A 24,944-nucleotide genomic window follows, 5' to 3' on the forward strand; every position below is an offset into this window, starting at 1 on the left:
AAAATTACTCTTGAACTTGTTTTTAAAACATGATATTTATCATGTTGAATTATTTATTTTAATTTTCTCCCTAAAAGATTGGTGGAAATTGTCGTAAAAACCACAATGCTAATAGAACTCAAAGGCATTAATATTGCGGCAACAACAGGTGCCAATTGACCTGTAACTGCAAAATACAATCCAATGATGTTATATATAAATGAGAGAACGAAACTCCATTTAATAATTTTTATAGCTGATTTTGAAGCTTTGATGTATTGATAGAGTTCTTTAAACTTTGAAGCATCTAAAATGGCATCGCAAGCGGGAGAGAAGACATTAACATCCTCGGATATAGCAATACCAACATCGCTTTGTGCCAATGCACCGGCATCGTTTAGACCATCCCCAATCATAAGTACTTTTGCACCTTCAGACTGATGGTATTTGATAAACTCTAACTTGTCCTCAGGTTTTTGGTTGAAAATTAATTTGGTTTTAGCTGGAAGTAATTTTTTTAAATTTTCGCGTTCACCCTCATTGTCTCCAGATAGAATTACCAAATCAAATTGCTTTTTAAGTTGATTGAATAATTTAGAAACCCCTTTTCTATAGCTGTTATAAAACGTAAACTTTCCTTTATAAACTTTATTACTACTAATATGAACGGTAGTGTTTAAAACTGAAGTTTCTTCTGGCTTACCGACAAAACTAGCTGATCCAATTTTAAGATTTATATTGTCGTGCTTGGCTTCAATTCCCTTTCCGATATGTTCTTTAAAGCCATCTAGCGTAACAATATTGTTTTCTTCTAAGATGTTGTAAAGTGTTCTGCTTAATGGATGATTAGATCCGCGAAGCGAATTCTTAAGAACTAAGTTTTCAGATTCAGATAAAGATAGTCCATCGTATTGCGCATTACTGCTTTTATTTGAGGTGATGGTGCCTGTCTTATCAAAAATAATGGTGTTGATTTGCGCTAATTGTTCAATGACACTGGCATTTTTTATGTAGAATTTCAGCTTTCCAAAGATTCTCAATAAATTCCCGAATGTAAAAGGCGCAGATAAAGCAATAGCACAAGGACATGCAATAATCAGTACTGCTGTAAATACGTTCATGGCTTTGCTGGCATCGTTAAATAGCCAAAATGTTGTAGCAACTATGGCAATGGCTAAAATGGCAATAGTAAAATGTTTACTAATATTATTGGTAATATTTGTAAAACCATCTTCTTTGTTTTTGTTGAAAACATCGTTACTCCACAATTGTGTTAGATAACTCTGCTCCACAGATTTAAGGGCTTCGAGTTCAATAACTCCAGCTGTCTGTTTGCCACCTGCAAAGAGTTTGTCGCCAGATCGTTTTGAAACAGTTTGGGATTCACCAGTTACAAAGCTATAATCTATTTTAGCTTTGCCGTTTATTAATATGCCATCAACAGGAATTAATTCTTCATTTCTAATTAAAAGACGATCTCCCTTTTTAATATCGTAAACCTGAATGGAGTTTTCGTTACCGTTTTTTTCAATTTTAGTTATGGCAATAGGAAAGTAGGATTTATAATCGCGCTCAAAGGATAGGAAATCATAGGTTTTTTGCTGAAAGAACTTTCCAACCAAAAGAAAGAATACCAAACCTGCCAAGCTATCAAAGAAGCCTGAACCTAAGTCGAACATAATTTCAACTGTACTTCGAATAAAAAGTACAGATATCCCCAATGCAATTGGCACATCAATGTTAAGGAGTTTTGCCTTTAAACCTTTAAATGCCGAAATAAAATAATCTTGTGCCGAGTAGAAAACCACAGGAACAGAAAGTGCAAACATTAACCAGCGAAACATAGGTTTGTACTGCTCTAGCCAGTATTCATTGACTTCAAAGTACTCAGGAAAAGATAGAAACATAATATTTCCAAATCCAAAACCTGCAACACCAAGTTTATAAATTAGTGTTCTATTGATATGCTTTTTTCCTGATTTAAAATCGTCTAAGCTTATGTAAGGTTCGTAGCCAATTGAGCTAAGTAACAAAACAATGGATTTTAAATCAGTTGTTTTAGAACTGTAGGTAACTCTAACTGTTTTCTTACCAAAGTTGACTTGAGAATCCGATATGCTTGGGTTGAGTTTATTTAGGTTTTCCAATATCCAAATACAAGAGCTACAATGAATATGAGGAATGTAAAGTGTTACAATTTCTATATCGTCACTTCTAAATTCTGTAAGCTTTTCAATGATGTTCTCTTGTGAAAGAAAATCGTATTTACCCTCTATTTCCTTGGGAATGGCACCAGGAGAATTTTGTAAATCGTAATAACAGGTTAAATCATTTTCGTTAAAAATCTCAAAAACAGTTTTACAACCATTACAACAAAATGATTTTTCCTGAAACGTAATTGCGTGATTACCACAATCATCACCACAATGAAAACACGTATCGTTTTCCATTTTTATTTGCTCATTTATACCTGTAACAAAGGTGACACAACATTAACTTTTAAAATATGATATTTGTCATGTAATTAGTATCTTTGAATTACGATCACAAAACAATAGGTATGAGTAAATGTGAATCTTGTATTATTAGAGAATTTAACTCTTTAAAATCGCTGACGCGCGAAGAATTAATGCGTGTCTCTGCATGCAAAACAGGCAAAATCTACAAAAAAGGCCAGGTAATATTTGAGGAAGGTGAAACGCTCAATGGAGTTTATTGCGTGAGAGATGGTGTTTGCAAACTCACTAAACTAAGTGAGAATGGAAAAGACCAAGTTGTTAAATTGGTTGTTAAAGGAGGTTTGTTGGGTAAACGCTCTTTAGTATCTGAGCAGAAAACCAACTTAAGTGCAGTAGCTTTAAATGACATGGAAATGTGCTTTATTCCGAAGAGTGAAATCATGAACGATTTAACAAAGAATCCAAAATTCACCATGGATGTTCTAAAGAAAATGGCTGAAGACTTAAAAGTATCAGATGAATCTTTAGTTAAAATGGCGCAGAAATCCGTAAAATGTAGAATGGCTGAAATCCTTATGTACATTCATGATAATTTTGGGACTGATGATGATGGATATTTAAGTATTGTGCTATCTCGTAAGGATTATGCAAGTATAGTGGGTACAGCTACAGAGTCTGCGATTAGAATACTCTCTCAGTTTAAGAAAGAGGGTATAATCTCAACTTCTGGTAAGCGTATAAAGATCGAAGATTATAGAAGTCTTAGATGGATTGAGTAAGAATGTCACCATCTGAAAAGATGTCATTCTGAATGAAATAAAAAACCTAATTACTTTTATTTTTTTGATTATTAAATAAGTAATGTTTTAGCTTTCACATTCCGGCTTTACTCCAGTGTAAACAGGCTTAGTCTTACAGCCTTGAATTAGAAATCAACTCATTTTTCCAAACAACGTCTTATTCAATAATTAATCTATTTTAAAGGTTTTTATTTCCTTAAAAGGATTGGTTTCAACTTGCCTCATACGAGTTTCGTAGTCTTTCCATTGCTTATTAAAAAAAGTATTTGTTTCGCTGAAAAATTCATTTAGCGCATTTTTAGCATGTTTAATTAAGGTCGTTTCAGTAGAGGTTAAACCCGTTTGACTATTATAAGTATAGCTCTGTGCAGTTCTTAAGCGTTGTAATGGGGTGACTTCGGGATTTCTAGTTATACCTTGACGTTTATCTACTTTACCTAAGTATTTATCTATTAAACTATCTATGGTTTTTACGGTCTCTTTTGAAGCATCAATCTCATCTTTGTATTGCTCTTTATCCAGTTCAGATAACTCTTTTTTATAAGTCTCAGCAATACCTTTACTTTCAACTAATTGTTTTACGGCATCTGCGGCCGTTTTTTGTAATTGTTCGAGTTGTTTAGCTGTAGCATAAACTTCATCAATATTTTTCTGAGATACATTTAGCCTCGGATCCGATTCTACTTTTATTGCAGTTTCAGACGTTAGGTTACCATAATGCAAAACTGCTTTATAAGTACCTGGCTTTACAGATACACCAGCTGGCTCTCTAGTTTCTTTTCTAATTGTTCTTGATGGTCTGCTAACACCTGCCTCATTCATATACCAAGTCCATTTATGGATGCCATTTTCTTTAGGTGCTTTTCGTTTTAAAGTTCTAATTAAACGATTGCCGTCATATAACTTTAAGGTCAGCGAATCCCATTTGATCGTATTTTTTTCATCCATAGATGCTTCATTATTCTTAATAACGTCATCATCCTTTTTCGCTTCCTTTTCCTCTTTATTTGGCACCTCCTGTTTGTTGAAGAGGTAAGAAAAACGAGCACCTCTATCACGATTTTCGCCATTATACAGAGCATCTCCTCCAAAACGACTTCCGGTTGGTTGCTGATAAGCCACTTGATATGCAGTTGGCGGCTCAAACAATTGTATGTTAGAATTTATTGTAGACGCATTTTTTGCCATTGCTCTTAATGGCCTAATATCATCTAAAACCCATGCGGCTCTTCCGAAAGTTCCAATAACTAAATCGTGCTCCCTAGGTTGAATGACTAAATCCTTTACTGATGTTGTAGGAAAGCCTTCCGTCCATTTCGTCCATTTTTTGCCTGCATTTATAGAAATGTACAAGCCATCATCGGTTCCCAAAAACATAAGATTTGGTTCTACTAAATCTTCAACTATGGCTAAAGTGTAGCTTTGTACATCATTCTCATTGACGATACGTTCCCAGGTTTTGCCATAGTTCTTAGTTCTATAGGCATAAGGAGTGTAATTAAAACGTCTATAGTCGTTAGCAATTAAAAGTGCCTCACCTTTATTTATATTCGATGCTTTAATCTGCGCAATCCAACTTCCAGTTGGTAATCCTTTAATGTTTTTTGTGACTTCGTTCCAATTGTTTCCTCCGTCTGTGGTATAATGAACCCTGCCATCATCAGTGCCTGCCCAAAGCATATCTTTTTCAACAGGCGATGGCTCAATCACCAAAATGGTACAGTGATTTTCTGCACCAGTGGCATCCATAGTTAAGCCACCACTTTCAGACTGTTTTTGTTTTTCTGGATCGTCAGTCGATAAATCTGGAGATATAACCTCCCAAGTTTCACCCTTATCAGTGGATTTGTGAACAAATTGACTACCAAAATAAATCGTGCTATTATTAAAAGGATCAATATTTATTGCAGAATTCCAATTGAAACGCAATCGTACATCAGCATTGGGATGTGTAGGTCTTACACCATAGTTGTTTCCTGTTTGCCAATCGTAACGGCTTACAAAACCTTGCTGGCTCATTGACCAGCCATAACGAGAATCATCTCTATCGGGAACTACATCAAAACCATCTCCAAAACTAATTTCTTGCCAATAACTATTTCTAATGCCTTGAGCACGCCAAACATAAGCTGGCCCTCGCCAAGAACCATTATCTTGCATACCACCATAGACATTGTATGGATATTCATTATCGATGTTAATATGATAGAACTGAGCCACAGGTAGGTTACCAATGAACCGCCATGTTTTTCCTCCATCTTTAGTGATATTCATACCACCATCGTTTCCATCTATCATAAAATTACCATTGTTTGGATGAATCCACCATGCATGATGATCTGGATGTACACCATTGCTCACTCCATAAGCTGGCATCAGTTGAGTGAAGTTTTTTCCTCCATCCTCTGAAACATTTACGTAGGTGAATACGGAATAAACCCTATTTTCATTTTGTGGATGTACATAGATTTCAGAATAGTAGAATGGACGATTGCCAATGTCATTTTTGTCATTTATTTTTTTCCATTTAAAACCACCATCCTCGCTTTTATATAGAGCATTCTTTTTAGCTTCAACCAAAGCATAAATAATATTCGGTTTGTTTGGTGCTATGGCTATACCAATTCGACCTAAATTTCCTTTAGGGAAACCATCTTCATCGGTGATTTTTTTCCAAGTTTCACCACCATCATATGTAATGTGCAAACCAGAACCTTCACCGCCAGAGTTAAAAAACCATGGATCGCGTTTGTGCTCCCACATGGCCGCAATTAATTTATTCGGATTTGTAGGGTCCATCACTAAATCTGCAGCTCCGGTTTTATTATTGGCAAATAAGATTTTATTCCAGGTTTTCCCACCATCAGTAGTTTTAAATACCCCACGCTCAGGATGTTCTCCCCAAGGAGAACCAATAGCACCAACATAAACGATATCGGGATTTGTTGGATCCACGATAATTCTATGGATATGTCTTGTTTTTTCTAAGCCCATAGCCATCCATGTTTTTCCTCCATCAAGCGATTTATAAACTCCATAACCGCCATTAAGCGAGTTGCGTGGATTGCCTTCGCCTGTGCCAACCCAAATTACGCTAGGGTTAGATTGTTGAATTTCTACTGCTCCAATAGATGCCGTTAATTCTTCATCAAAAATAGGCTCCCATTTTATACCGCCAGAGGTTGATTTCCAAAGCCCACCAGAAGCGGTGCCGACGTACATTACATCAGGATTGTTAAGGACAACATCAATAGCCGTAACACGACCAGACATACCGCCTGGACCAATATTTCTCGGTGCCATATTTTTGACCATATCCATTGAAAATTCTTGTGCAGAAAGTGTTGCTATACAGATTAGTAAAAGCAGAGATAAATAGCTTCTCATTATTTTTGGGTTAGTTCAGAAAAGTTTAAAATTAGTAAAAAGAAATTTTACAAATCTTAATGTGGTGTTAAGGTGTTTTAAAGCCTGTTTTTTAATTCAAAAAAGCGTTATTTTTACATAACAATGGAAGAGAAAAGAAAAAAAGCGGGTTTTGTCTTTAAAACCTATGAAGCACCTCATCAATCTCCTTTTGATAAATTATTCGAAATCTTTAAGGAATTAATTACCTATACCTCTGGAGATTTTGATGAAGCCATCGATTGGCTACGTCAATTGGATAAAGAATATGAGCTTACTACACCAGAGTATACGATTGATGATTTTATCGAAGACCTTAAAAATAAAGGCTACATAAGAGAAGAGATAGACCCAACAGAAAATGGCGATGGTAAAGGCAAAACTACTATTACGGCTAAAACCGAACGTGCCATACGCCAACAGGCTTTAGATCATATTTTTGGTAAAATAAAGCGCAGTGGTTCGGGCAATCATAAAAGCAAAGGAGTTGGTTTAGGCGATGAGCATACTGGCGATTTTAGGGCGTATCAGTTTGGGGATGCTTTAGATAAAGTATCCATGACCGAAAGTTTACGTAATGCGCAGATTAATAATGGAATAGGAGATTTCAGTTTAACTGAAGATGATTTGGTGGTAGAAGAGACGCTACATAAAAGCCAGATGAGTACAGTACTAATGATTGATATTAGTCACAGTATGATTCTATACGGAGAAGACCGTATTACTCCTGCCAAGAAAGTAGCTATGGCTTTATCGGAATTAATCACCACGAGATACCCAAAGGATACGTTAGAGATTTTAGTATTTGGTAATGATGCATGGCCTATAAAAATTAAAGATTTACCGTATTTAAAAGTTGGACCTTACCATACCAATACTGTTGCAGGATTACAATTAGCTATGGACATGCTACGGAGAAAACGCAACACCAATAAGCAAATATTTATGATTACAGATGGTAAACCAAGTTGCTTACGTATGCCAGACGGTCAGTACTACAAAAACAGTAATGGTCTAGATCCATATATCACAAATAAGTGTTACGCAATGGCACAACAAGCCAGACGTTTGCATATTCCTATAACCACATTTATGATTGCAGAAGATCCCTATTTAATGCGGTTTATTAGAGAATTTACGCAAGCCAATAGAGGCAAAGCATTTTATACAGGATTGAAAGGCTTAGGCGAGATGATTTTTGAAGATTACGAAAACAATAGAAAAAGAAGAATTAAAGGCTAATTAAAAGACAAAAGAATAAAGAGAATAGAAGAAAAACGACTAAATCTATTTTCTTTTTTCTAGAATCTTTTTCTAAAAAATATATATGAAAATAGAGACTATAAAAACACTAGGAGAATTAAAAAAAGCAGGATACCAATCAAAGTCTATTAAAGATGAACTGAGAGATAACTTAATTGAAAATATAAAAAATAAGGTTACTACTTTTAAAGGTATTCATGGTTATGAGAATACCGTGATCCCTGAGTTGGAGCGGGCAATTTTATCGAGACATAATATTAATTTATTAGGACTTCGAGGTCAGGCAAAAACCCGTCTGGCACGTATGATGGTGAATTTATTGGATGAATATATTCCTGTTGTGGAAGGTTCAGAAGTTAATGATGACCCATTACAGCCTATTTCGAGATTTGCTATAGAATTGATTGCCGAAAAAGGTGACGGTACACCAATTACTTGGTTATATCGTAACGAGCGTTTTGCAGAAAAATTAGCAACACCAGATGTTACGGTTGCTGATATTATTGGAGATGTGGATCCTATAAAAGCAGCTAATTTAAAATTGAGTTATGCCGATGATCGTGTGATTCATTATGGAATGATTCCACGTGCCAATCGTTGCATATTTGTAATTAACGAATTGCCAGATTTGCAGGCCAGAATTCAGGTGGCATTATTTAATATTTTACAAGAAGGTGATATACAGATTAGGGGATTTAAATTACGCCTGCCGTTAGATATGCAATTTGTATTTACTGCGAATCCTGAAGATTACACCAACCGCGGCAGTATTGTCACGCCATTGAAAGATAGAATTGGTTCTCAGATTTTAACGCACTATCCTGATACAGTAGAAACGGCAAGAATGATTACTTCGCAAGAAGCAAATTTAGATAAACGCCAAGCAGATGTTGTTTATGTACCTGATCTGGCAAAAGATTTATTGGAACAAATTAGTTTTGAAGCTCGTGAAAGTGAATATGTTGATGTAAAAAGTGGAGTCAGTGCACGTATGAGTATTACTGCTTTTGAAAATCTGTTGAGTACCGCAGAGCGACGTGCTCTAATTGCTGGTGATGATAAAACTACAGTACGTTTATCAGATTTTATTGGAGTGATTCCTGCCATAACAGGTAAAGTAGAATTGGTATATGAAGGTGAGCAAGAAGGTGCTGATTTTGTTGCCAATACTTTAATGGATGAGGCTATTAAAACTTTATTCCCGAAATACTTCCCAAAAATTGAAAAGCTAGAAAAGCAAGGGGAAGAAACACCTTATGATGATTTAGTGTCTTGGTTTTTTAATGGTGAAGGTTTTGAATTGTTAGATGAGTATGATGACGCAACTTATAAAGCTAAACTGGATGAAGTAACACCTTTAGATGTATTATTGGCGGATTACCAACCAGACATTGATAAACGCGATGTTTATTTTGAAAAAGAGTTTATCCTTTGGGGATTGGTACAGTTTAAAAAGCTTAGTAAGTATCGTTATTCAGAAGGTTTGCAGATTAAAGATCTTTATGGCAGTTATATTAGTGGATTATAAATTTTAAAAAAGGAAGCCAATTGGCTTCCTTTTTTATTGCCTTTTTGATGACTTAAAACCCAGTAAAATAATACACAGTTTAAATCTTAATCTATTCTATTTTTTTCGGCTTCTATGCCCGTTTTTCGTTTACGTACTTTTTTAATTTCATTTCTTCCAAAATTATAGGTAGCACTAAAGCGTATTTGTCTGCTATCGCTTCCACCATTGCCATCAATAAATAAGTCTCCAAAACGTGTAGTACCTCGCCATGGAGATGTAAATAGAATGTCATTAAATCCTAATCTAGCAGTGAGTTTATTATCCATGAATTTCTTTTGGAATGCTAAATTTAAAGACCCGAGACTTCGGGTTTCGTAAGTGCCACCCCAAACCGAAGGTGAACTGTACCATCCAGAAACTTCAAACGTAATAGCTTTAGGAAGCTTAAATGTATTTTGCGCATATAGGCTTAATGTATTTTGTCTGGTTGATACAAAGTCTGGGTTAGTAGCTTCATAGATGCTTCGGTAGGCGTTTACACTAAAATAAATACGCCACCAATCATTAAATTTTGTGGGATATGAAATACCGAGATTAATTATCTTTTGGTCGGCTACATTTCTTTGAATGATAAAGTTTTGGTCATCACCAACAGCTTCGGTAACCTGAGCAAAAAAGTCGGATATAAAGCTATAGCTTAATGATGTGGTTAACCTGTAATTATAGGTGTGCGATAACTTTATGTTATCCGTATACTGAGGCTGCAAAAATGGATTGCCCTGTCTAAACGATAACTCATCAATTCTATACTGAAATGGATTTAAACTCTGATAGTTTGGTCGTTGTATACGCTTACTGTAAATAAGAGCTAAGCTGTTTTTTTGATTCATTTGATAGGTAATTCCTCCGCTAGGAAACCAATTGGTATAATTGCGTTTTACACGATTATTAGCATTCACTTGATTACTCTCTAATTGACCATCTGAAATGGTATTCTCCATTCTCAGTCCAAACTGTAAATTCAACTTATCAAGTTTTCGGCTGTAATTAAAGTAAGCGGCACTAATCTGTTCATCATAATTAAAATCATTGGATTGAGATTCGTCTAAATCATTATTACCATTAGTTCTATCATAGGCATCAAAACTGTTTTCGGTATTTACTTTAGAATATTTTACGCCAAGACTCAAGATCCCTTTTAAAAAGTTTTGCTCGTAATCTATTTGGCCAGATATGATTGAAATGTCTATTGGTGTATCAAAGAAGACGATATTTTCACTTAGCACTTGTGTTTCATCTCCGTTAAAATAGCGATTAGGTTGCAGGTTTTCGCGCTCGCTATCATACTTTCCGTAATCTAGATCTATATTTAAAACATGCCCTAAAGTATCTTTAAATCTGTAGTTAATGTTTGTAAATAGGTTAGAAGTTCTGTTTTTAGAATCACTACCAGCTACAAGAACTTCTGAGGGGTTATTTGCGCCACTTGGTGTAATTGGAGTTCTTGAATCACTTTCGGAATTAGAGTTATTAAAATTACCATTAATAATGATTCCAAAAGTAGATTTCTTATTGGCATAGTAATCAAAACCAAGCTTTATATTGTTACGATTACTGTCAAAAACACTTTCTGTTCTTGCATTAAAGTTTGTCTCATTTTGCGTACGATTAAGATTGATGAAACCGGTGCTTTTTCCAAAGAAGTTATTATAAGTACCATAGATACTTGTTTTTTTATTTCTGTTGTTAAAGGATATAGAATTACTGGTTCTGGCAAAATCACCAATGGTTAAAGACGATGCCACTGTACCATTGGTACCTAATGACTTATCTGTTTTTAATATTATATTTATAATACCTGCATTGCCTTCGGCATCATAACGTGATGAGGGTTGAGTTATAATTTCTATGGACTCGATATCTGCTGCTTGTAAAGTTTTGAGAAAGTTTACCAGATCTGACCCTCTTAATACAGAGGGTCTACCATCTATGTAAAATAGTACACCAGTTTTACCTTCAACAATAATACTATCTGAGTTGTCAATAATGATGCCTGGTGCTTTTCGTAATAACTCAAAGCCAGAATCTCCAATGGCATTTATGGTTCCTGCAACATTAAAAATAGTTTTGTCTGCTCTAACTTCTATCATTGGCTTTTCGGCAACAATAGTGACTTCGTCTAACTCGGCGGAATCTTCAAGCATTATAATATTAGAGAAGCTTTTATCATTATTGCTCAATACAAAAGCTTCTGACTTATAATCTTTTAGACCAAGGCTGGTTATCATAAGCATATACGAACCATTTTTAATATTTTTAAATTGAAAGTTTCCTAAGTCATCAGAAAGTTCACCTTTTATAAACCCACTGGTTTCAGTATTTAATAATGATATAATTGCTGATGGAACTGGTTGTTGGTCTTCTGATATGATTTTTCCTGTAATAGAATTTTGTGCTGTAATGGACCCAAAAAGCAATAGCAAGAGTAGTGTAAACGGTTTCATAGAATTGTATTAAAATTTCTGTGAGACAAATTTGAAATACTTGTGTATTTTACACACGTCATAACTGTTGAGTTGGGATATAAGACGATAAATAGGGATTCCCATTCGTCGGTATATAGGTCAACTCGTCTTTTTTTGATGATATAGAGCCTATATATAAAGTATATTTGAATATTAAATCTTATTTATATGAAAAAGAAGTTTTACAATAAGAGGTTTATGTCAATAAAAGTTGGCGAACTCTTATGTTTTATTGGTTTCTATTTCTTTTTTGCAATTTTTTACTACGTTACATTATATATAAATAGACAAGGTTATACAGATAAGAATGACAAATTTTTTAATCTTATAACGGTTATCGATGATAGTGGTTTAGACTATTTTATTAAATTTTTAATTACCATTCCTATTTGGTATTTATTATTTAGAAAACTTAGACATTGGTCAATGTCTAAAAGATTACTTCTGCATATAATTTTACTACCAATGTTTGTTATCGTTTGGCAGCAGCTATACTATATTATTTGTGAAAAAATCGGTTTTTATCATTTGGGAGGAACAGGTCGTGTTTGGGATATATATATACCTGCATTATTCTATATTCTTCAGTTTGGTATTATGCATTCTTATAACTTTTATCTCGAAAACCGACGAAAGCTAAAGTTAGAAGGTGAGTTAAGGACAGCAGCCCTAAAAAGTGAATTATCTGCAATAAAAGCACAATTGAACCCTCATTTTTTGTATAACATATTTAATACCATAAGTGCTTCTGTACCGCCTAAGAATGAGAAAACCCGACATTTAATCGCTGAACTTTCGGACTTGTTTCGTTACCAGTTAAAAGCTTCTCAGGTAGAAAAAGTACCTCTAAAAGAAGAATTGGAATTTGTCAATAAATACCTGGATTTGGAAAAGGAGCGCTTTCAAGAACGACTGCAGGTAGAAGTAAATGTTGAAGATAATTTGAAGCATGAAATGGTACCTCCTATGTTGTTACAGCCTTTAGTAGAAAACTCTATTAAACATGGTTTGTCATCATTGATTGAAGGTGGAAAAATTAGTATTTCAATATTTAAGAAACATGATAAATTACATTTTGAGATTTCAGATACTGGTATAGGTGTTAAAGACAAAACTTCTGTTTTTGAAAAGGGTATAGGGCTAACCAATATTAAGCTTAGACTCGAAAAAATGTATCAAAGCACCTTAAGTTTATCAGATAACCAACCTCAAGGTTTAAAAATATCTTTTGCGATATGAGAAAAGTAATTATAGTAGATGATGAGGTTGCAGGACGTCAATTAATTAAGGAATATTTGGAAGACTATCCAGAGTTAATTTTATTAGGTGAGGCAAATAATGGTGTAGATGCGGTGAAGATAATCAATGAGTTTAAACCAGATTTAGTTTTTCTGGATATACAAATGCCTGGTATGACAGGTTTCGATGTACTTACGCATTTAGAAGAATTACCACAGATTATATTTTCTACAGCTTATGATCAATATGCTCTTAAAGCTTTTGAAGTTCATGCTGTTGATTATTTGTTGAAGCCTTATACTAAAGAGCGTTTTAAGGTCGCAGTAGACCGATTAAAACATAATACTGATGAGAATAAAGCTAGACCTTTAACAGAAAGCTTATTAATGGATGCACCAAAGTTCCCAGAACGTATTTTAGTGCAAAGTCAAAATAGATTAGTGACTATAGCTGTGGAAGAAGTGATAAGAATTGAAGCTTATGGTGATTATTCAAAATTGGTAACCGAAAGTAAAACTTATGTTAGTAATTATGGTATTTCTATACTCGAAGAGAAACTAAATGATGCGATTTTTATAAGGGTTCACCGTTCGTCTATAATTAATCTTAAGGCTGTTAAGGAATTAAATAAGTATACCAAAAGCTATGATGTTACTATGCTAAATGGAGATGTTGTTAGAGTAAGTAGAGGATATATGGGAAATATTAAAAAACTAATGTATTAGTTTACCAAGTATCACGGCTTTTAATATTGGCATTACAAAGTCTTATAATTTCTGAGATTCTTTTTTCTTTGGTGGCATCGCGTTTGCCACTGTTTAGCCATGATAGATAGCCTTTTCTATAACTTTTAGAAAAACCTAAATAATTCTCGTAAGCTTGTGGATTTTTATAAAAGGCCAATTGTAAGTCTTTTGGAATAATACCATTTTCAACATCATCCATTTCGGTCCATTTGCCGGTTTTCTTTGCTAACGTAATCATTTTATAACCAGACTCCTGAATTAACCCCTGAGCTTCAAGTTCAATGATGTATTTTTTATTGAGTGCACTCCAAGAACTTTTAGGGTTTCGTGGCGAGAAGTGTTGCCTACGTTTGCCATTGCCCAAACTTTTAACGGTTGAATCTATCCAGCCAAAGCACAGAGCTACCTTAACAGCTTCTTCCCAGCGCATGGTTGGTATTCCTGTTTCGAGTTTGTAGAAAATGAGATAAACTACTTTGTGTTTGGTATGATTGTTTAATAGCCAATCATACCAGTCTGTATCACGTTCAAAATAGAGTTCGGGAAATTCCACAATATTTATAATTTCTTTGAATAAATATAATAATCTCTGTCTATTTTAAAGTCTGAACTTTCAACAGTTTTTGTTTTCCACTCAGATTTTGGAAATAACCATTCGGTCTTTCCGTCAATTTCAACTTCAATAGGCATGTCAAAGCCTTCAACAATATTTATATATCTATACTTTAGCTTACCATTTTTAATTTCATACTCTAAAGTTGGAATACGTACATCTCTTAAATATTGATTGAAAAAAGCGGTTAAGTCTTTATTGGTCTTTTCACTAATATAATCTTCTATTTGTTTTGTAGTTACTGTCTGGTGGTAGAATTTTGAGTTTAAACCTCGAAGAATTTCCCTCCATAATTTGTCGTCCTCAATTAATTGACGCAAGGTATGTAGCATGTTTGCTCCTTTGTAGTACATGTCGCTAGAGCCTTCTTTGTTGACTTTATAATAGCCAATAAGAGGTCTGTCGTTCTGAATATTTGCTCGTGTACCGATTACGTAATCAGCAGATGCCTCCTTACCATAATAATAGTCTAGGAATAAGTTTTCCGAATAGGCGGTAAAACCTTCATGAATCCACATATCTGCCGCATCTTTATTGGTAATGTTGTTTGCAAACCATTCGTGTCCACCTTCATGTACGATAATGAAATCCCATTTAAGTCCCCAACCTGTACGCGATAAATCGTTGCCTAAATATCCTTTTTTGTATTGGTTGCCATAAGTAACTGAACTTTGATGTTCCATGCCCAAATATGGTACTTCAACAAGCTTAAAACTATCTTCATAAAACGGGTAGGGGCCAAACCAATGCTCAAAAGCTTTCATCATTTTTGGCGCATCTTTAAAGTGCTCTTTAGCTTTTTCTAGATTATATTTTAAAACCCAATAATCCATATCCAATTTTCCTTTTTCTCCATCGTAGACTTCCGAAAAGTTAGTATAGTCACCAATATTTACATTAACTCCGTAATTATTAATCGGATTGGATACAAACCAATGTGATGTTGCGGTATTATTATCATTTTCTACTAGCTTTCTTAGTCGGCCGTTGGAAACGTTCATTAAGCCTTTAGGGTAAGTAACACTAATCAGCATACTATCAACCTCATCGTACATATGGTCTTTGTTTGGCCACCACACACTAGCACCAAGTCCTTGACATGAGGTTGCTACGAAGTGTTTTCCGTTTTGATCTTTTTTCCAAGAAAAGCCTCCATCCCAAGGAGCACGCTTAGCTTCTCTTGGTTGGCCTTGGTAATGAATTTCTATTGAATTAATATCTCCTACTTTTTGAGTTTGTAGCATTATGTAATACACGTTTCCGTCACGTTTAAAGCTTAGAGATTTTTTGTCTTGAAGTACTTTCGTGATTTCCATAGGCTCTTGCAAATCAATTTGCATCACTGTATTAGGTTTCAGAACTTTATACTGTACGGTATTCTTGCCTGAGATATATTTCTCATCAGGTTTAACTTCAATATCCAAGTGGTAATAGGTTAAATCCCACCATTCGCGCTCTGGTGTGATGCTTCCACGAAGTGTGTCTTGATGCGTGAAGTTTGATTTATCTTGAAGTAATTGGCCATATGAGGCAAACATACTGAAAAAGAAAACTATAAAAGTCAGCAATTGTTTTAACATGCTTTGATTTTGTTTTTTAGATCCCTATACTCGCAGGAATGATAGTTATTTTGTTATTTTATTCGGAAATACAACTATGCTTTCATGACCATTATTTCCAACCGAAGCCACACCGAAAAAATAATTATCAATAACAATACCATCTAAGGTGAATTCTGTAGTATTTTCTACATATCGACTATTATCCCAAGTTGGACTTGTAGTATCGCGCCAATAAATTTTATAACCCTTGGCAGTTTCTACTTTACTCCATTGTAATTTTACTGAAGCTTCTACTATGCCACCAATAGCAACTTCCTTAGGTGAAGGTGGGGCAGAGGCCAAGCAAGCCATAGTAATGGCATTAACAGCAGTTAGCTTTTTACAATATGGAAAGTTGACATGCTCAAACGTATCTCCGTAATCAATACCATTTTCTGTTCTAATATCTTGGTGTTGTTGTGTGTAGTTTTCGTGCGCTTCCATTATTCTAATTCCTGCGAAACCAACATCATTAAAAGGTCTGTGATGCCCACCACGGCCAAATCGATCTAAACGATAAACCATCATCGGGTTCATTTCTGGCATATAGGTTTTTGTGGTTTTATAAACGTAACGTGCCAATTGACGCGAAATTCCATCAACTTCACCACCATAAAAACGTCTTGTCCTTGCTTGCTGAGCTAATTTTTTAGGATCTTTTTCTCCTGTTGTTGTTGGTTCTGAAAATATTCTAAATGTACGGTTATCAATAACACCATCTATTCCAGATATATTGCCAATCATATCATTGTTTAAAACACCAATGATTTGCCAGCTATTGTCTTGAGCGTATTTTGCCATGCCTTGTCCACCAAATAAGCCTTGTTCCTCACCAGATAAGCCTAAGTATACAATGCTATTTTCAAATTTGTATTTAGATAAAACACGAGCGGCCTCGATTGCCCCAGCCATACCAGTAGCATTATCGTTAGCACCTGGAGAATCCGATGTATAATCTGTTGGGTCTGATACTCTAGAATCTATATCGCCACTCATAATTATGTAACGATTTGGATACTTTGTACCACGTTGAATCGCTACCACATTAACTATCATAACATCTTTTACTATACGTTGGTTTCGTCCTTTTTCAACTAAATCTTTTTGATAAAAAACTTCTAGGCAATCATTGCAATCTTTAGAAATAGTATCGAATTGCGATTTTATCCAGCGTCTTGCCGCGCCGATGCCTCGTGTATCAGAAACGGTGTCACTCAAGGTATGTCTTGTGCCAAAATCTGCTAGTATTTTTACATCATGTTGTAAACGTTCTTCTGAAATGGCATCAATTATGTCATAGATTTTTTGGTCAGTTTGTGAATAAACTGCTATGGAATAACAGAGTGTAAAACAGATGAATAAATATTTCATAAGAGATTAGTTAATTAAGTTTTAAAGTTCCGAAAATATTAGCGTCTATCCAACCTCTATTTTTGTCATCACCTTCAACTTTTACAGATCCTATAAAATTTTCGCGATGCTCACTTGTATCGTTATCACAATAGGCGAGTGCAAAACCAATGATTTTGCCTTTCTGCAATTTTACAATTTTATTTTCTTCATTTTCCTTATAAGAATCATCATATAGAGAAATTTTTACTTCCCAAATAGTTGTATTGCCTGTTGTTTTACGTTTAGATTTTATGTGCGAATTATAAAGCTTACCTTTTTTGTTTGGTGACATATCCACAACATTTCCATCTAAATCAATATGATATGCAAAAGCGTTGTGATTATATTGATGTTCGCCACCGCTATTGTCTTCATCTATAAAAATCTCTAAACAATCATCGTCCCACCAAGCTATTAATGGATCGGGATTATTATCTATGAGTACATCATCTTTAATTTCTGCCAAAAGGTAAAGTGCATCCTCTGACCACGATAACTTATAACGACCAGAAAAATCTTCTTCTGAATACGCATTGCCAAGCCATAATTGATCTAATGGTTGCCATGAGGTATTGGACCAAATTTTATCATCTGCTTTTCCATCAATAACAGGCTTATTTTTGGCTTTCTTTACTGTAATGAGCTGGTTAATAGGTTTCGGTAAGCGGATTTTCTTTTTATAATTGAATTTAACGGTCTCGGTTTTTTCTTCGCTTTTAATATCTACGTAGACATTCATTTCTATATCACTAACTTTTTCGAAGTTAATACCTTCAAAAACGATTTTATTTTCTGTAATATATTTTAAAGGAAAATCAACGGTTTCATCTTTGGTCTCCCAGCCCTTTAAATCTGGGCCAAAGTGTTTTAATTGCAGAATAAGACTGCTTTCGATTTCGCGTATAATTACAATTTCGTAGAAAGTAACTTTTTCGTCATTTATTAATTTAAAAGCGGCCATCATTGAACCACCAGAAGGCTCACTCCAGATTTCTTCGGTTTGTCCACCAAATGCATTACCATGCCATGCACCAGCAATCCATGCTATATTTTCTAGTTTTGGTTCTAGTGTTTTCTGTTGCGAATACGTAAAAGTGCATATTACTAAAAGTAAAATTGTGACTAAAAGTTTCATATGGTATTTTATTATTATAACGTTTGTCTCAAACAAAAAAGGGACACTATTATAGTTTTATTGTATAAAAGTCACTTTGGATATTAGGCCATCCTTAACTTCATAAATGGCTATTGCATAATAGATTTTACCGTTAATTGTTACTTTTTCTTTATCTATAACTTTATTGCCCAGTACAATTCTATTGACAATCTCAGCATTAAGATCAGGTACTTTTTCGAACATAGCATCATATCGTTTTTTTAGGTCAGCATTACCATTTGTTGTTAGATCATCTGGAAATAAGTGTAATGTGATGTCCTTAGAATACGTCTTTGTAAATTCGTCAATATCCTTTGTGTTATAGGCTTCCAGTTGTTTATTTACTATGGTTTCTGGATTAGAGGTTGCGTTTTTGTTTCTAATGAAAGTCATGGCGTTTATGCCATCCTTGTCTACATCATATATTGTGGCTTGTCTAACAGTTATATTGTTAATAGTTACCAGTTCTTCATCAATAACTTTATTCTTCAGAACCATGCGGTTAAGAACCTTAATGTTAGCCTTCTCATTGTTTTTAAAGAATTGTCTATAATTTTCTTTTAATGCATTTCTGCCAGAATACATATAATCTTTTGGGAATCTGTTAACCACTACATCTTTATCAAATGTGTTTGCAAAATCATTTAATTGTCGTTTGTTAAATGGCTCCACGTGTTTTTGCACTGCAGCTGCTGCTTGTGCTTCAGTTAATATGGATTGGGTAGTAATGGCGTTAGGTGTGTTGGTATCTTCAACAGTATCTGGCATTTCTGAGATTAAGTCACCAGCAATTAATAGTTTTGTACCTTGAGGATTAGTACTCAATCGTGTAATATTAGCAATGCCATAAGATGAAAGGTCAGCAACTTTCTTCCAATTATTGTCACGTTTTAATGTGAGTTTATATAAAGTTCCATTTTTCCCAGAAAGAAGCGTCCTGCCATTTAGCCAACAAATATCTTCAACACCTTCCATGCTATTGGCAATGAGTTTATTTTTGCCGGTTAAAGGATCAAGAGATCTTATTTGCCACTGTTTATCACTTTCTTTGTAAATAAAGCTTACAAGCTTGGAATTAGGTATTTTATGAAATGAACGCCCTACGTTAGTAGCATATTTTCTGCTTTTGTTTTCTGAAATATTGGTAACAAATAAATTGAGTTGCTCATCTTCGATTACGGCTGAAACTGTTGTATTTTCATCATACCAAGTGTAATAAGCAACAACTAAGTCATTGATAAGTTCGGTAGATTCACCGTTGCTTAAGTCATAAGCATACAACCTTTGCTTTCCATCTTTATCCAATCTTACAGCAGAAACAGCATTTTTATTAGGAATTTTTAATGGTGTGTATTCGCCTCCTTCGGTTGAGTTGATAAATATCTTAGAATTATAATTAACATGATATTGTGCTATATCAGTTTGCCCGTTTCTTGTAGAAGCGAATAGTATTTTATCATCATTTAAAAATGCGGGCTGATTATCATAGCCTTCATTATTAGAAATATTCTTCCCATTATCAACTTCTATTTTATTGTCAGTCACTTCTAGATCAAATAAAAAGACTTCGGTGTTGGATTGCCCAAAACCCATAAGAACAGAAAAAAAGCTGAGTATTATTATTACTTTCATATATAGTTTGTTTGTCGCATTTAAAATTATGAAATAATAAGTTTAAACGGAATATTTGAGCTTGTTGTTATGCGTTTTTCATCGGAAATATGTGCAAAGTTTAGATTTTTAACGATTTATCGTACGTTTTGTAGAACCAATAACAATACACAGGGAAATTTCAGTTGGTTTGTAAAGTCCTTTATAACTTATAATAAACTACTTATGAAAGCTACTATATTAAAAATTGCATTTGCTTCCGTATTAATTTCTGTAGTTTTTATTGGGAAATCATTTGCGAATACTAACACATTACAATACGATATTTGTGTCTCGAACAAAAATTCTGCAATCTCAAATTCTTATAATGATAACAGACGTAAAATAAGAATAGGTTTTACTGCACCTAACACTTTACATAGACAATTACTTTTAACCGAAGATACGAATGCAACTTCAGGTATTGATTGGGGTTATGATGGGGCATATTATGTAACAGAATATGATGATATGTATTGGTTAATTGAAGGGCAAATGTTTACAATTCAAGGAACAGATATTGTAGATGAAACTTCAAGTTTTCCATTGGGATTTCATACAAACACTGATGGTTTAAGTACAATCGGTATTGATGGATTAGAAAATATTTCTGAAGAATTTAATATATACTTGTATGATAAAGAGCTTGAGGTATACCATAACTTAAGAGAGAGCATATATGAATTTTATGCTGATGCAGGTGAATATTTAGATCGCTTCGAATTGGTTTTTACAGATTCGCAACAACCTTCATCATCTTTATCAATCAAAGAAAATGAAATTACAAATTTAGAGATTTATTATAGTAGCACTATAAATGCATTGGTATTGAATAATAAGTCTAACACAACATTAAAAGGGTTATCAATCTATAATACAGCTGGTCAGTTGGTTTATAATTATGTTTTAAATGAATCCTCAACAAGGCAAGAAATTCAATTTAATAATCAACTACCTACAGGCATTTATATTGTGCTTATAGAAACAGGACATGAAACCTTTTCTCAGAAAATGCTTATATATTAAATTGACTTTTTATCGATTTTTATTTCCCTAGTTTTTTTTAAATAAATTAGTTAATAAAAAAAACCAATTCAAATCCGATGGTAGTCGGTAGAATTGGCTTTTAAGTTCTAACTTAAACTTAATCTAAAAACAGTATTTGTTTTCTGTTTTTACTTTTTCAGCAATCTCGTTGCGTAAATCAACGATATCTGGGTAATTCTGATATTTTGTAAAACGCTTTAAGCCCATAAGCATCATACGTTGTTCATCACCTTCAGCAAATGAAATGATACTTTCTCGACCTTTATCATCAACAATATTTACGGCATTATATAAATACAATTTAGCCATTGCTATTTGTGTAGATTGTTCTGCTTCACCATAACGCTTAGCGTTTTTCTCTGTTCTTAGAATTGCAGATTCAGCCATATAGATTTTGATGAGCATGTCTGCTGCTGCAACCAATAACTGCTGGTGTTTTTCCATCTCTGGTCCAAATTTTTGAACTGCAGCACCAGCAACCATTAAAAATGCTTTTTTCAGTTTGCGAATCATCGCTTTTTCTTCTGAGAACAACTCTGAATAATCTGGAGTTTCAAATGAAGGAATGCCCATTAATTCTTCTTGTACTTTCATTGCTGGACCTAAAAGATCTACATGGCCTTTCATTGCTTTTTTAACGAGCATACCAACTGATAGCATTCGATTAATTTCATTTGTACCTTCATATATACGTGCAATACGCGCATCTCTCCAAGCGGCTTCCATTGGCGTTTCTTCAGAGAACCCCATGCCACCAAAAATTTGTATCCCTTCATCAGAACAATTCTGTACATCTTCTGATACTGCTACTTTTAAGATAGAACATTCAATAGCATATTCTTCAACACCTTTAAGTTCTGCTTCTTGGTGTGAGTTTCCAGATGCTTCTCTAATCGCAATTCGGTCTTCAATGTTTTTCGCAGCCCTATAAGTTGCCGACTCACCAGCGTAAGCATCTGCAGCCATTTTAGCTAATTTCATCTTTATTGCACCAAAGTCTGCAATAGGTGTTTTAAACTGTTTGCGCTCGTTAGCATATTGTACAGCCGTAGTTAAAATTCGTCTTTGTGAGTCTAAACATGCTGCTGCTAATTTAATACGACCAACATTTAAGGCATTCATGGCGATTTTAAAACCTTCACCACGACCAGCTAACATATTTTCTACAGGAACAACAGTATCATTAAAGAATACCTGACGTGTAGAACTTGCTCTAATACCTAATTTATGCTCTTCTTCTCCTAAAGTTACACCGTTAGGATTTTCGGGATCATATTCTACGATGAAGCCCGTAATATTTTTATCATCTTCAATACGTGCAAAAACAATCATCAAACTACAAAAACCTGCGTTTGATATCCACATTTTTTGCCCATTAATTTTATACGATTTACCGTCTGATGAAAGTTCAGCAGTGGTTTTACCAGAATTGGCATCAGAACCAGCGCCTGGCTCTGTTAAGCAATAAGCTCCAAACCACTCGCCAGTGGCTAATTTTGGTACGTATTTTTTCTTTTGCTCTTCAGTTCCGTATAACGTTATTGGCATGGTGCCAATTCCTGTATGTGCACCAAAAGCTGTGCTGAAAGAACCTGTTCCGGAAGAGATATAATCACATGTTAAGCACGTGGAAACAAATCCCATTCCTAATCCTCCATAAGCTTCGGGTACGGCAACCCCTAAAAAGCCAAGTTCACCAGCTTTGCGCATAACCTCTTCCGTTAAAGCATAGTCTTTTGCTTCAAACCTATCTTTGTGAGGAATGATTTCACGGTCGTTAAATTCCATAACCGCTTCTTTCATCATTTGTTGCTCCTCCGAAAAATCTTCGGGTGTGAATACGTCTTCACATTTTGTTTCTTTAACTAGAAACTGTCCGCCTCTTAATAATTCTTTTTCTTTAGTTGCTTCCATTCTATTCTTAGATTAAAGAAGATAGAAAATAGAGAATAGACCTTAATTGAGACTATTTTGAAATCCCATTGTCTTCTATTTTTTCTTCAAGTGTTTTTAAATTATTTTCGTTTATGTAATTTCTATGTTTTGCTACTAATAATTGTGTTCCTAGTTCAAAAGAAGACCCTAAAGAGATGTCTAAGTAATGACTGAAAGATTTATCGGTTCTTGATGAACCTTCAGCTATATTACTTGGCATTGAAACTGAATATCTACTAATTTGAGAGCTTAAATCATATCTTTCGTGCTTTGGAAAGTTTAATAATAAATCTGAAATATCATTTGTAATCTCTAATCCAAGTTTCCAAATTTTCAGATTCTTATAATTATGTCTCTGTTTAGCACACATAAGTCTTTTCTCTTTACTCTACTCTCTGCTTTCTTTTTTAATTAAGGAATTCAAAAACCCCACAAGCACCTTGACCAGTACCGACACACATGGTTACAGCACCATATTTCCCTTTCATATCACGCTTTCGCATTTCATCAAACAATTGAACAGATAGTTTCGCTCCTGTACAACCTAATGGATGCCCTAAAGCAATCGCTCCACCATTAACGTTTATAATATCAGGATTTAAGTCTAATTCCCTAATTACCGCAAGTGATTGAGAAGCGAAGGCCTCATTTAATTCAATTAAATCTAAATCAGATTGTTTTAAACCTGCTTGTTTTAATGCCTTCGGAATTGCTTTTACTGGACCGATACCCATAATACGAGGCTCAACACCTGCAGCTGCATAATTTACTAAACGAGCAATAGGCTCTATGTTTAATTCTTTAACCATATCTTCACTCATCACCATAACGAATGCTGCGCCGTCGCTCATTTGAGAGGAATTACCAGCTGTAACGCTTCCCCCTTGAGCAAATACAGCTCTTAGTTTTGCCAAGGCTTCTTTGTTAGTGCCTTTTCTTGGACCTTCATCTTTTGTGACTGTGTACGTTTTTGTTGCTTTTTTCCCATTTTCATCTATATACGTTTGCTCAACTTCTATAGGTACAATTTGATCCTGAAAACGATCTTCGGCTTGTGCTCTCAAGGCTTTCATGTGTGAATTGAATGCAAACTCATCTTGGTCTTCACGAGATACATTGAATTGTTCGGCAACAGCTTCTGCCGTATTACCCATTCCCCAATAATACTCTTCATGGCCCGCTTTAACTGTATCATAGTTTAGTTCTGGTTTAAAACCTGTCATAGGGACAGAGCTCATACTTTCAGATCCACCAGCAATAATACAATCTGCCATACCAGCCTGAATTTTTGCTGTTGCGATACCAATGGTTTCAATTCCCGAAGAACAAAAACGATTTACCGTGACACCGGGAACATCAACGCTATTTAATCCGATTAAAGAAATAAATCGTGCCATATTCAATCCTTGAGAACCTTCGGGCATGGCATTACCAACAATAACATCATCAATTCTTGAAACATCAAGGTTTGGCAATTCTTTCATCATGTGCTGAATGGTTTCAGCTCCCAACTCATCTGCTCTTTTAAATCGGAATACACCTTTTGGTGCTTTTCCAACTGCTGTTCTGTATGCTTTTACTATATATGCTTGTTTCATATTTTTATTGTTTATTTTGAAGTTCG

17 protein-coding genes are annotated in these 24,944 nt (G+C 34.6%); 6 read left to right on the forward strand and 11 right to left on the reverse strand.

The features are described 5' to 3' along the window. Positions 1-53: 53 nt before the first annotated feature. Entirely contained in the window at positions 54-2,429 is a 2,376-nt protein-coding gene (locus tag KCG49_RS05195; RefSeq protein ID WP_218545136.1) for a heavy metal translocating P-type ATPase, read from the reverse strand. A gap of 110 nt (positions 2,430-2,539) precedes the next feature. Here KCG49_RS05195 and KCG49_RS05200 point away from each other — a divergent pair, with 110 nt between their 5' ends. Further along, positions 2,540-3,217 carry a Crp/Fnr family transcriptional regulator gene (locus KCG49_RS05200; protein ID WP_218545137.1) on the forward strand — a complete coding sequence of 226 codons (678 nt, stop codon included), beginning with the start codon at positions 2,540-2,542 and terminating at the stop codon, positions 3,215-3,217. 189 nt (positions 3,218-3,406) lie between these two features. On the opposite strand, the gene KCG49_RS05205 is transcribed toward KCG49_RS05200, so the two are convergent. After that, on the reverse strand, positions 3,407-6,625 hold the full coding sequence (locus KCG49_RS05205) for a WD40/YVTN/BNR-like repeat-containing protein (RefSeq protein ID WP_218545138.1): 3,219 nt from the start codon (positions 6,623-6,625) through the stop codon (positions 3,407-3,409). 123 nt (positions 6,626-6,748) lie between these two features. Here KCG49_RS05205 and KCG49_RS05210 point away from each other — a divergent pair, with 123 nt between their 5' ends. Beyond that, complete coding sequence (locus KCG49_RS05210) at positions 6,749-7,885, forward strand: vWA domain-containing protein (protein ID WP_218545139.1); 1,137 nt, start codon at positions 6,749-6,751, stop codon at positions 7,883-7,885. An 85-nt stretch (positions 7,886-7,970) separates the two neighbouring features. Continuing rightward, positions 7,971-9,434 carry a MoxR family ATPase gene (locus KCG49_RS05215; RefSeq protein WP_218545140.1) on the forward strand — a complete coding sequence of 488 codons (1,464 nt, stop codon included), beginning with the start codon at positions 7,971-7,973 and terminating at the stop codon, positions 9,432-9,434. Between the two features lie 86 nt (positions 9,435-9,520). Here KCG49_RS05215 and KCG49_RS05220 read toward each other — a convergent pair whose 3' ends face one another. Then, positions 9,521-11,920 carry a TonB-dependent receptor gene (locus KCG49_RS05220; protein WP_218545141.1) on the reverse strand — a complete coding sequence of 800 codons (2,400 nt, stop codon included), beginning with the start codon at positions 11,918-11,920 and terminating at the stop codon, positions 9,521-9,523. A gap of 189 nt (positions 11,921-12,109) precedes the next feature. Between KCG49_RS05220 and KCG49_RS05225 the strand changes: the two genes are divergently transcribed. Further along, positions 12,110-13,180 (forward strand): sensor histidine kinase, encoded by a 1,071-nt coding sequence (locus KCG49_RS05225; RefSeq protein WP_218545142.1) that lies wholly within the window; start codon positions 12,110-12,112, stop codon positions 13,178-13,180. Further along, positions 13,177-13,905 (forward strand): LytR/AlgR family response regulator transcription factor, encoded by a 729-nt coding sequence (locus KCG49_RS05230; RefSeq protein ID WP_218545143.1) that lies wholly within the window; start codon positions 13,177-13,179, stop codon positions 13,903-13,905. Before KCG49_RS05225 ends, KCG49_RS05230 begins: the two co-directional genes overlap by 4 nt. Position 13,906: 1 nt before the next feature. Here KCG49_RS05230 and KCG49_RS05235 read toward each other — a convergent pair whose 3' ends face one another. Genes KCG49_RS05235 through KCG49_RS05255 form a run of 5 tightly spaced genes read right to left on the reverse strand, consistent with a single transcriptional unit; the run spans position 13,907 to position 20,320 of the window. After that, the gene (locus KCG49_RS05235) at positions 13,907-14,479 is read right to left on the reverse strand and encodes a YdeI/OmpD-associated family protein (protein WP_218545144.1); all 573 of its coding nucleotides are present in this window, start codon (positions 14,477-14,479) and stop codon (positions 13,907-13,909) included. 5 nt (positions 14,480-14,484) lie between these two features. Beyond that, positions 14,485-16,119 (reverse strand): M1 family metallopeptidase, encoded by a 1,635-nt coding sequence (locus KCG49_RS05240; protein WP_218545145.1) that lies wholly within the window; start codon positions 16,117-16,119, stop codon positions 14,485-14,487. A gap of 45 nt (positions 16,120-16,164) precedes the next feature. Then, a complete protein-coding gene (locus tag KCG49_RS05245; protein WP_218545146.1) occupies positions 16,165-17,511 on the reverse strand; it encodes a M28 family peptidase in 1,347 nt (448 codons plus the stop codon). 10 nt (positions 17,512-17,521) lie between these two features. Further along, a complete protein-coding gene (locus tag KCG49_RS05250) occupies positions 17,522-18,667 on the reverse strand; it encodes a DUF6265 family protein (protein ID WP_256259874.1) in 1,146 nt (381 codons plus the stop codon). Positions 18,668-18,724: 57 nt separating this feature from the next. Next, positions 18,725-20,320, reverse strand: coding sequence for a nuclear transport factor 2 family protein (locus KCG49_RS05255; RefSeq protein WP_218545147.1), 1,596 nt, complete (start codon positions 20,318-20,320; stop codon positions 18,725-18,727). A 204-nt stretch (positions 20,321-20,524) separates the two neighbouring features. Between KCG49_RS05255 and KCG49_RS05260 the strand changes: the two genes are divergently transcribed. Then, entirely contained in the window at positions 20,525-21,364 is an 840-nt protein-coding gene (locus tag KCG49_RS05260; protein WP_218545148.1) for a DUF8693 domain-containing protein, read from the forward strand. Between the two features lie 123 nt (positions 21,365-21,487). Here the strand turns inward: KCG49_RS05260 and KCG49_RS05265 are convergent, their stop codons facing one another. From KCG49_RS05265 to KCG49_RS05275, 3 genes are read right to left on the reverse strand one after another with little or no spacing between them, the layout of a single operon-like run. Continuing rightward, complete coding sequence (locus KCG49_RS05265) at positions 21,488-23,299, reverse strand: acyl-CoA dehydrogenase FadE (RefSeq protein ID WP_218545149.1); 1,812 nt, start codon at positions 23,297-23,299, stop codon at positions 21,488-21,490. 52 nt (positions 23,300-23,351) lie between these two features. Next, entirely contained in the window at positions 23,352-23,690 is a 339-nt protein-coding gene (locus tag KCG49_RS05270) for a four helix bundle protein (RefSeq protein WP_218545150.1), read from the reverse strand. A gap of 37 nt (positions 23,691-23,727) precedes the next feature. After that, positions 23,728-24,918 (reverse strand): acetyl-CoA C-acyltransferase, encoded by a 1,191-nt coding sequence (locus tag KCG49_RS05275; RefSeq protein WP_218545151.1) that lies wholly within the window; start codon positions 24,916-24,918, stop codon positions 23,728-23,730. Between the last annotated feature and the right edge of the window lie 26 nt (positions 24,919-24,944).

Origin of the sequence: Winogradskyella luteola, from assembly GCF_019203985.1 — a bacterium.
GTDB classification, from domain to species: domain Bacteria; phylum Bacteroidota; class Bacteroidia; order Flavobacteriales; family Flavobacteriaceae; genus Winogradskyella; species Winogradskyella luteola.